Genomic DNA, 9,251 nt, shown 5'->3' with positions numbered 1-9,251 from the left:
GGCCGACACGCCGGCCAGCGCGCCACCACCGGCGTGCACACCGCCCTCCGGCTTGTCGTGCTTCCACGAGTCCGGCTTCTCACGGTCGTCGTTGCTGCTGGCGGAGGAACCGCTGTCCTTGTCCCAGCCGTCCGCCATGGTCACGGCGTATGCGGCGGGGGTGGTGACCGCGAGGACCGCCGTGACGGCGGCCGAGGCGAACAGGGTGCGGGCAGTGCGCATGGATACACAGTCCTTTCGCCACTCCCGCGTCGGCCGGCTGGTTGTCGGCTCATCGGATCACGGGTGCGACGTGATCCACCGTCAGCCCGATCCGGGCCGCGCACCACTCGGGGAGGCCGCATTGGGGTCATGCGGTGGGCCCATCGTGTGACAGGGAGCCAGATGTCACCCGTCTGACGGCACGCCACGCCGAGGGGAGGTTTGAGCCGCGAGGATCATCGACGCAAGGAGCCGCGGCGGTGCTCGCGGGATCCCGCCATCGCCGACGCACCCCCTCCCAGCTGCCGCCCCCGCACCCTGTGGCCGTCTGACGAACCGTCCGTGGCCGGCCCGGTCGGCTCATGGGGAGGGGCGGCACCGATGGCCTGCGGGCGGGCGCCCTCCCGAGCCGTCCGCCCACTTGACCGGCACCTCGCGCGCCGTCCGCCGCGGGCAACCGAGAATCGGGCACACCAGACGTCGGACCCGCACCGACACCACGACCCGCCGTCCGTCCACCGGCACGTCCGCGACCACCCGCTCGTGGAAACCATGCACCCGCGCCGTCGGCCGCCCATACACCGGGCCGGCACCGGATCATCCCGGGTCCACGCCGACACCCAGACGAATCCGCCCTCATCCTTCACGCCCTCGACGACGAGGGCGGGCAGTCCCGAAAACACCATACCCACAAGCTCATTGACATCGCACACACCATGCCAACGACAACCGTCACCCTTCATTACCACCGATGACGGGCCGCGGCCGTTGACCTATTGACACATCCCAGGCAGCCCGGTCCCGAGCCGGCGAGGCCGGGGCCGTGTCGTGAGCAGCTCCGCACGAACCCCGTCACACGCGATGACCGCCCGCCACCGAGTGACCGCGCGGCAACCGTGCGTCCGCGTCTTCGGCGGGCAGTTCAAGACCCGCGCTCCGGTCTTTATCGAGCCTTCACAGCAGGGCCGAAAGCAGAGCGGTTCAAAATTTGAGTGATCATGTTTCGTGCTGGTCAGGCGATGCCGCGGACCGCCGGACCGCCGGACCATCGTCACAATGTCATGACCAGCGCATTTACTTGATCACCAAGACTTTGAAACCGCCCTGGGGCCGAAAGGTTCGCGTTCCAGCCATTTCGCCCTTCCACCGTCGGCCGCCGCGTGATATCTTCACATTACAATCATTTGTCACCAACGGCGCGCGTTGCGAATAGCGAGCGCACTCTGCAAGACAGTGAAGAAGGCCCACCAATGACAACAGCACAGCAGCCCATCGGGTCCGGATTCGGCGCATCGTCAACGACGAGCGACGTCATCAAGTCCATCGACCTGACAGGCAAAGTCGCCATCGTGACGGGCGCGAACTCGGGCTTGGGCCTGCAGACCGCCCTGACTCTGGGATCGGCCGGCGCGCACGTCGTGGTGCTCGACCGTGACGTGAGCCAGGCGCGGAGCACGCTCTCCGGCATCTCCGCGGAGTACACGACCGTGGATCTCACCGACCCGGCGTCGGTCGACGCGGCGGCGGAAGCCGTACTGGCGTCCGTGGGAACGGCGCACGTGTTGGTCGAGTCCGCGGGCGTCATGGCCGTACCGTTCGCGCGCGACTCCCGGGGCAACGAGCGTCAACTCTCCACCAACTACCTGGGCCACTTCCAGCTGGCCGCGCGCTTGTGGCCTGCCCTCGAGGCGGCGCACGGCGCGCGCGTGGTGGGCCTCACATCGCTCGGCCACCGCCACTCCGCGGTCAACTTCGACGACCCCAACTACGAGCATCGCGAGTACAACCCCTGGACCGCTTACGGGCAGTCCAAGACCGCGATGTCACTGTTCGCCGTGGAACTCGACCGGCGGGGTCGCTCGCACGACGTCCGCGCGTTCGCGGCGCACCCGGGCAGCATCGTGGCGACCGGCCTGAAGCAGTATCTGACGACCGAGGAACTGGTCGCCGCGGGAATGGTCAACCCGGACGGAACCCCCATCCTCGCCCCGGCGAAGCAGCTGAAGACGCCGGAGCAGGGTGCCGCGACTCCGGTCTGGTGCGCGACCAGTCCGCAACTCGAGGGTCTTGGCGGGGTCTACTGCGAGAACTGCGATGTCGCGAACATCGCGGACTCGGGCGCGGACGTCGTCGGACTCGACGAATTCGCCGATCTCGACGGTGTGATGTCGTATGCCGTCGATCCCGGCGAGGCTCGCCGTCTGTGGGATCTCAGCGAGAACCTGACCGGCGTCTCGTTCCTCTAGCCTCAGGCTTTCACGAAGCGGGCTGACCGACGGGTGGCCCGAGAAGCAGAAAGTGCCTCTGACCCGAATCCGCAGGTAGTGGCGGACTCGTGGGTCGTCAGCGGTCAACTTGCTTAATTCAGGGTGTTATTGGGTTCTCGACTTTCGACGTTTTCGTGGATCGTCGTTGTGGTCGCTCAGGTGGGGGCGCGGTCACCGACCTGGCCTCCGGCCTCACCGCCGGTCTCTGAGAGCTGGCAGTGGCCACCGAGCCCCGGAACCCCATCGGTTCCGGGGCTCGGTGCCGACCGCTGACAGGTGAGCGAAGAGTTCCGTGCAGTTCCGTCAACAGGCGCTTTCCAAGCTGCAGTCGCCCGAACAACCCGGTCGACCCGCTGTACTCCCCGCGCGAGCCCGCCGCGAGCACGCGCCGGCCGAAGGGCCACGTGACGCTCGAGAACATCACCTTCGGCTAAAGCCCGCTCGACAAGCCGCTGCTCACCGGCTTCTCACTGGCGGTGGGCCCGGGACAGCAGGTGGCTCTCGTCGGCGGTTCGGGCAGCGGCAAGTCGACGGTCTCGAGGCTCATCTCGGGGCTCTACAGCCCCCTCGACGACGTGTCGCTGACCGTGCGGCCGGGTGAGTTCGTCGCGATCGTGGGGCCCAGCGGGTGCGGCAAGTCGACGCTTCTGAGGATGCTCATCGGCTTCGACCGGCCGCTGTCGGGCAGCGTCCTGTACGACGGTCAGGACCTCGCCTCCCTGGACCAGGCGGCCGTACGGCGTCAGTGTGGGGTCGTCCTGCAGAACGCCCAGCCGTTGTCGGGGTCGATCCTCGACTGCATCTGCGGCGCTGAGGTCTTCACGCCGGAGGAGGCGTGGGAGGCCGCGGCGATGGCGGGCCTCGCCGAGGACATCAAGCGCATGCCGATGGGACTGCACACGATGATCGCCGGCGGCGGGGCGATCTCCGGCGGGCAGCGCCAGCGGCTGATGATCGCGCAGGCCCTGGTCAGGCGCCCCCGCATCCTGTTCTTCGACGAGGCGACAAGCGCGCTGGACAACGAGACCCAGCGGACGGTGATCGAGAGCACCAAGTCCCTGCGGGCCACCCGGGTCGTGATCGCGCACCGGCTGTCCACGGTGCTGGACGCCGACCGCGTGATCGTCATGGCGGACGGCCGTGTGGTCCAGCAGGGGCCGCCCGCCGACCTCCTCGCGGACACCGGCGGGATGCTCCACGAGCTGGTGCGACGCCAGATGGCCTGAGAGGAGCCTTCGTCCGGATCGGGCCGGGCTCACGGCCCGATCCGGACGGACGGCTTCAGTTCTTCTGGCCGCCGGGCCTCGGAACCTCCGCGGCGTCGCGGACGCTGTCGTGCGCCGCGGCCTCCACGGCCTCGGCGGTGATGCCGAACTCCTCGTACAGCCGCTGGTAGTCGGCCGAGGCCCCGTAGTGCTCCAGGCTCACGATCCGGCCGGCGTCGCCGACCACTTCGCGCCAGCCCTGGCCGACCGCAGCCTCGACGCTCACACGGGCGCGTACCGTGGGCGGCAGCACCTCGTCCTGGTAGGACTGCGGCTGCTCGGCGAACCACTCGCGGCAGGGCATCGAGACCACGCGCACGGCCAGCCCCTCCTCGGTCAGACGGATGCGTGCGGCCAGCGCGATCTCGACCTCGGAACCCGTCGCCACCAGGATGACGTCGGGTGTGGCCTCGGAGGAATCGGCGAGGACGTAGGCACCGCGCGCCGCTCCTTCGGCTGGTGCGTGGGCGCCGTCCCCACGGTCGAGCACGGGCAGGTTCTGCCGGGTCAGCACGAGACCGGCGGGGCGGTCGGTGTGCTCCAGGATCGTCCGCCAGCAGACGGTGGTCTCGTTGGCGTCGCCCGGGCGTACGACGTCGAGGCCGGGGATCGCGCGCAGGGCGGCGAGGTGTTCGACGGGCTGGTGGGTGGGACCGTCCTCGCCGAGCCCGATCGAGTCGTGCGTCCACACGTAGGTGACGGGGAGCTCCATCAGGGCGCCCAGCCGGACCGCGGGACGCATGTAGTCACTGAAGGTGAGGAACGTGCCGCCGTACGGGCGGGTCAGGCTCTGCAGCCCGATGCCGTTGAGGACGGCGCCCATCGCGTGCTCCCGGATACCGAAGTGCAGGGTGCGCCCGTAGGGGCCGCCGGCGAACTCGGAGGTCTGCCGGTCGGACGGGATGAAGGAGGGTTCGCCGTCCATGGTGGTGTTGTTGCTGCCCGCGAGGTCCGCCGAGCCGCCCCACAGCTCGGGGAGGACCGGTGCGAGGGCGGTCAGTACCTCGCCGGAAGCCTTGCGTGTGGCCATGCCCTTCGGGTCCGCGGGGAACACCGGCAGCGCGTCCGTCCAGCCGTCCGGCAGTTCCTGCGCCCGCAGCCGGTCCAGGAGGGCCGCCCGCCCGCTGTTCGCGCCGCGCCATGCCTCGTAGGTCTTCTGCCAGTCCGCCTTGGCCGCCCGGCCCCGCTCCCTCACCGCACGGGTGTGGGTGAGGACCTCGTCCTCGATGGGAAAGTACTCGTCGGGGTCGAAGCCGAGGAGCCGCTTGGTGCCGGCGACCTCGTCGTCCCCCAGGGCCGCGCCGTGCGCCTTGCCCGTGTTCCGCTTCGTAGGGGCCGGCCATCCGATGATGGTGCGCAGCATGATGAGGGAGGGACGCGAGCGTTCCGCCTTGGCCGCCTCGATCGCGGCGAGCAGGGCGTCGACGTCCTCGACGTAGTCGCCCGTGCGCGTCCAGTCCACCGTCTGCACGTGCCAGCCGTAGGCGGCGTAGCGTGCCGGGACGTCCTCGCTGAAGGAGATGTCGGTGTCGTCCTCGATGGAGATGTGGTTGGAGTCGTAGAACACCACGAGGTTGCCAAGCTGCTGGTGGCCGGCGAGCGACGACGCCTCCGAGGCGACGCCCTCCATCATGTCGCCGTCGGACGCGAGTACGTACACGTGGTGGTCGAACGGACTGGCTCCGGGAGCGGCGTCGGGGTCGAGCAGTCCCCGCTCCCTGCGTGCGGCCATGGCCATCCCCACGCTCGCACCGAGCCCCTGGCCGAGCGGTCCGGTGGTGATCTCGACACCCCGGGTGTGCCGGTACTCCGGGTGGCCGGGGGTCGCCGATCCCCAGGTGCGCAGGGACTTCAGGTCCTCCATCTCCAGGCCGTAGCCGGCCAGGTAGAGCTGGATGTAGAGCGTCAGGCTCGTGTGACCGCAGGAGAGGACGAAACGGTCCCTGCCCAGCCACTGGTCGTCCTCCGGGTCGTGGCGCATGACCTGCTGGAACAGCAGGTAGGCGAGGGGCGCCAGGCTCATCGCCGTACCGGGGTGGCCGTTGCCCGTCTTCTGGACGGCGTCGGCGGCCAGGACTCTGACGGTGTCCACCGCCCTCACGTCCACGTCGCTCCAGCCCGCCCGTTCCGCCACGGGACGAGCGAGCCCGGGGTCGCGGGTGCTGCCGGAAGAGGATCGCTCGGGCGCCATGGGTTGTCTCCCTCGGATGTCGCTTCTCGGTACGACGGGGCCGTTCGGTGCGGCTCGCCACCCTTCGCATCCTCTGTTCCCGCGTCGCCCCCCGCACCCGGAGCGTGTCCGGGCGGAGAACGTCGCACGGGTGGCGACGACGCGTTCCCGTCGCCCGGTCGCCTACCCGCGGGAGCGCCGGGCAGGCACGTGAGGCCGTACGCGTTCGAGGGCATGGTCCGCGGAACGCGTGGGGCCGCCCGGCGGCTGCCCCAGGGTCATGGCCGACCCCACCCGGACGCTGCGGATCGGCTCCGGAACGTCTCCCGAGCGGCGGAACGGGCGGGGCGGATGAATGATGGGCAGACGGTGCGGCCCACGCGTGCCGGCCGGGTCCGGTCCCGGCGGGAACGGGCTCCGCTCCGTGACGCACCCGGAACCGGCCGGGGAACGTCGATTCCTGACACGTAGGGGCAGGTCATGAGGGACGAGGACGGACTGCTGGAGCTCGGGCTCATGCGCACCGTCTTCGACAGCCTGGGTGCGGGTGTGCTGGTCGTCGACACCAGCGGTCTCCTCACGGCGTCCAACCCCCGGGCACAGCAGATACTCGGCCGTTCGAGGGACCAGTTGCTCGGCCACGACATGCACGGCCTGCTGCACCGGCGGAAGGACGGGAGCACCTTCCCTCGCGGCGAGTGCGCCATGCTCGGCGTACTGGAGAGCGGCCGGCCGGACGAGGGCAGCGACGAACTGTTCCTTCGCGGGGACGGCAGTCTCGTCCCGGTCATCTGGGCCGCGACTCCGCTGCGGCACGAAGGGCGCCTGAAGGGCGTGGTGATCGTCTTCCACGACTCCAGCCTGCACCGCGACGCGGCCGAGCAGACCGCGGCCCACCTCGCGGCTCTGGAGGGACTCACCGCAAGGCTGACGATGGTGGCGGAGGTCTCCACCGTCCTCATCTCCACCACGGACACCACCGAGATGCTCAACAGACTGGCGGGGCTGCTCGTGCCGGAGATGGGCGACTGGGCGGTCGTCGACGTGCGCACGCCCGGCGAGAAGGACGGGATGCGGCGCGTCGCCGTCCGCAGCATGGACGATCCCGGGGCGGCCGAAGCGCTCACGGGCCCACTACCGCCGCTGACCGAGTCGTCGGGCTCGGCCGGCATCCAGGCACTTCGGGGCTTCCGTCCGGTCGTGCTGGACCAGGCAGCTCTCGCGCAGCCGCCGGACACGCCGCTCGCGGCCGCCCACCGGCGGCTGTTCGACCGTCTGGGCGGAACCTGCGGCGTCGTGGTGCCCCTGCACACGCGGCGGCGCGTCTTCGGCGCCCTGACCGTGGCGCGCTCGGCCGCCGGCTCGGCCTACACCGAGGCCGAGCTGTTCCTGCTGGCCGACGTCGGGCGGCGCGCCGGGCTCGTGATGGAAGCGGCGGAACTGTTCGAGCAGCAGCGCCATGTGGCGGAGACCATGCAGCGGCAGCTGCTCACGCCTCTTCCCCAGGTCGACCACCTGTGTCTGGCGGCCCGCTACCGTCCCGCGGAGAGCGCCGCGGAGATCGGCGGGGACTGGTACGACTGCTTCCTCCTGGGCGACGGGGTCCTGACGATGGTCATCGGTGACGTCGTCGGCCACGACCTCAAGGCCGCCGCCCACATGGCCGAGGTGCGCAACATGCTCCGCGCCCTGGCGTGGGACCGCGCGCATCCTCCGAGCCTGATCATGGGACGGCTCGACGAGGCGATGACGCACACCAGCGACGCACCCATGGCCACCTGCGTCCTGGGCCGTATCGAAGGTCCGGAAGGAGGACCCTGGCACTTCAACTGGGTCAACGCCGGCCATCCCCCGCCCCTGCTGATCACGGCGGACGGGCACACCAGCTTCCTGGAGCAGGGGCACGGCCCGCTCCTGGGCCTCAGTTCGGCCCTGCACCTGGGTCTGGGATGGCCGGACGCGCGCGCCGAGCTCCCGGCCGGGTCGACCCTGCTGCTCTACACCGACGGTCTCGTGGAGAGCCGCAGCCGCGACATCGAGACCGGGCTCGCCGCCCTGCGCCGCCATGCCTCGGCCCTGGTCGGCCTCGACGTCGAGGAGTTCCTCGACGAACTGCTCACCCGCATCGACCCGAGCGGCGACGACGTGGCGCTGCTGGTCCTCCGCGTGCCGGAAGCGGGGGTCGGCGCGGGCCCCGGCCAGGCTCCGCCGCAGCGGGCGCACAGCCCGGCGGCGTCCACCCGCGGCGCGCCCGGCTCGCCTGTCGAGGACTCTCCCGTGCGGGACACCTCCGAACCGGCGTGAGGCCCCGGAAGTACGGGTACGCCTGTCACACGGGCATCCCCGGGGCACTCAGTGCGCGCCGCGCGCTGCCTGGTCGAGCAGTCGCTGGATGCGCAGGCCGTGAGCCGCGTCGATGCCCGTGCCCACCCCGGTGCGTACGGCGGTGGCGAACTCCCGGCGGAGCACGGGCCAGCACTCCTCGTGGTCGATCCCCGCAGTGTCGTAGACCAACTCCTCTCCGGGGCCGAAGAGTTCGACGCGGGTCCGTGCATGGGGAAGCCTCACGCCGCCGGACAGGGATGCCTGGCTGACCGCCCCGTTCTCGTGTTCGCAGGTGAGCTCGACCCAGCGGCGTGGATCCCCTGCGGAGCGGACGGAGACGATGGGTCCGACCGCGGTGTCGAGGATGTCCAGGAGGTGCGGGCCGAGGTCGAGCAGCGCGCCGTGCTCCAGGCGCCAGGACGTGGCGAACTCCCCTCCGAGGAAGGCTCCGTGCAGATAGCAGGAACGCGCGCCGGTCACCTCGCGCGTGGCCGCCTCGGCGAGGAAGGCGCGGGTGACCGGGTGGTACCGCTTCGTGAGGACGAGCTGGGAGACCACCCCGTGCTCGCCGACGGCGTCCGCGACGGCGCGTGCCGAGTCGAGGTCGGCCCCGAGCGGCTTCTCCAGCAGCAGGGCCCGCCCCGCGGCAGCCGCACGCGGCGCGAGGGCGGCCTGGACGGCGGGCGGCACGGCGAACGCCACGGCCTCGCAGGTGTCGAGGAGTTCCTCGAAGGAGCCGGCGACCGGGGCCCCGTAGGGCTCGGCCACCTCGGCGGCCGCCTCGCGGCGGCGGGCCCAGACCCCTGCGAGCACCGTCTCGGGGCCGGTCGCGAGCGTGCGGGCGTGCATGGTGCGCGCCCATGGGCCGGCGCCCACGAGGCCGACGCGGACCGGCTCGTGGGACCAGGTGTGCGTGAGGGGGGTGGTGCTGGACATGGTGCTCTCCGTCGGTTCTGCGGGGGATGGGGTGCGGCCGGTCACCGGTGGCGCCGGTCACGGCCGTGGTAGACCCGCGGTCCGCAC

The 9,251-nt window shown here is 70.9% G+C and carries 5 protein-coding genes and 2 pseudogenes; 3 read left to right on the top strand and 4 right to left on the bottom strand.

Annotated features, from left to right (window positions below):
• Together ACFU5K_RS02665 and ACFU5K_RS02660 are read right to left on the bottom strand one after the other, a co-directional pair.
• Positions 1-222 (bottom strand): annotated as a pseudogene (locus ACFU5K_RS02665) (hypothetical protein); the annotation flags it as partial.
• 411 nt (positions 223-633) lie between these two features.
• Positions 634-884, bottom strand: a pseudogene (locus ACFU5K_RS02660) (transposase family protein); the annotation flags it as partial.
• Between the two features lie 567 nt (positions 885-1,451).
• Between ACFU5K_RS02660 and ACFU5K_RS02655 the strand changes: the two are divergent.
• Together ACFU5K_RS02655 and ACFU5K_RS02650 are read left to right on the top strand one after the other, a co-directional pair.
• A complete protein-coding gene (locus tag ACFU5K_RS02655; protein WP_384055788.1) occupies positions 1,452-2,447 on the top strand; it encodes an SDR family NAD(P)-dependent oxidoreductase in 996 nt (331 codons plus the stop codon).
• A 473-nt stretch (positions 2,448-2,920) separates the two neighbouring features.
• Positions 2,921-3,694 carry an ATP-binding cassette domain-containing protein gene (locus ACFU5K_RS02650; RefSeq protein WP_384055999.1) on the top strand — a complete coding sequence of 258 codons (774 nt, stop codon included), beginning with the start codon at positions 2,921-2,923 and terminating at the stop codon, positions 3,692-3,694.
• A gap of 55 nt (positions 3,695-3,749) precedes the next feature.
• On the opposite strand, the gene tkt is transcribed toward ACFU5K_RS02650, so the two are convergent.
• The gene (gene tkt, locus ACFU5K_RS02645; RefSeq protein ID WP_384055783.1) at positions 3,750-5,924 is read right to left on the bottom strand and encodes a transketolase; all 2,175 of its coding nucleotides are present in this window, start codon (positions 5,922-5,924) and stop codon (positions 3,750-3,752) included.
• A gap of 459 nt (positions 5,925-6,383) precedes the next feature.
• Between tkt and ACFU5K_RS02640 the strand changes: the two genes are divergently transcribed.
• Positions 6,384-8,207: a SpoIIE family protein phosphatase gene (locus tag ACFU5K_RS02640; RefSeq protein WP_384055780.1), complete on the top strand. Its 1,824-nt coding sequence runs from the start codon at positions 6,384-6,386 to the stop codon at positions 8,205-8,207.
• Between the two features lie 48 nt (positions 8,208-8,255).
• On the opposite strand, the gene ACFU5K_RS02635 is transcribed toward ACFU5K_RS02640, so the two are convergent.
• Positions 8,256-9,164 (bottom strand): Gfo/Idh/MocA family protein, encoded by a 909-nt coding sequence (locus ACFU5K_RS02635; protein ID WP_384055777.1) that lies wholly within the window; start codon positions 9,162-9,164, stop codon positions 8,256-8,258.
• Between the last annotated feature and the right edge of the window lie 87 nt (positions 9,165-9,251).

The sequence above is a fragment of the Streptomyces sp. NPDC057428 genome (assembly GCF_042803195.1).
Taxonomy (GTDB): Bacteria; Actinomycetota; Actinomycetes; order Streptomycetales; family Streptomycetaceae; genus Streptomyces.
This window is presented reverse-complemented; position numbering and strand designations above follow the sequence as displayed.

What these genes read in the sequence shown, in the direction of transcription:
- ACFU5K_RS02640 (WP_384055780.1), top strand. Translation starts at nt 6,384, where the DNA reads ATGAGGGACGAGGACGGACTGCTGGAGCTCGGGCTCATGCGCACCGTC.
- tkt (WP_384055783.1), bottom strand. Translation starts at nt 5,924, where the DNA reads ATGGCGCCCGAGCGATCCTCTTCCGGCAGCACCCGCGACCCCGGGCTC.
- ACFU5K_RS02655 (WP_384055788.1), top strand. Translation starts at nt 1,452, where the DNA reads ATGACAACAGCACAGCAGCCCATCGGGTCCGGATTCGGCGCATCGTCA.
- ACFU5K_RS02635 (WP_384055777.1), bottom strand. Translation starts at nt 9,164, where the DNA reads ATGTCCAGCACCACCCCCCTCACGCACACCTGGTCCCACGAGCCGGTC.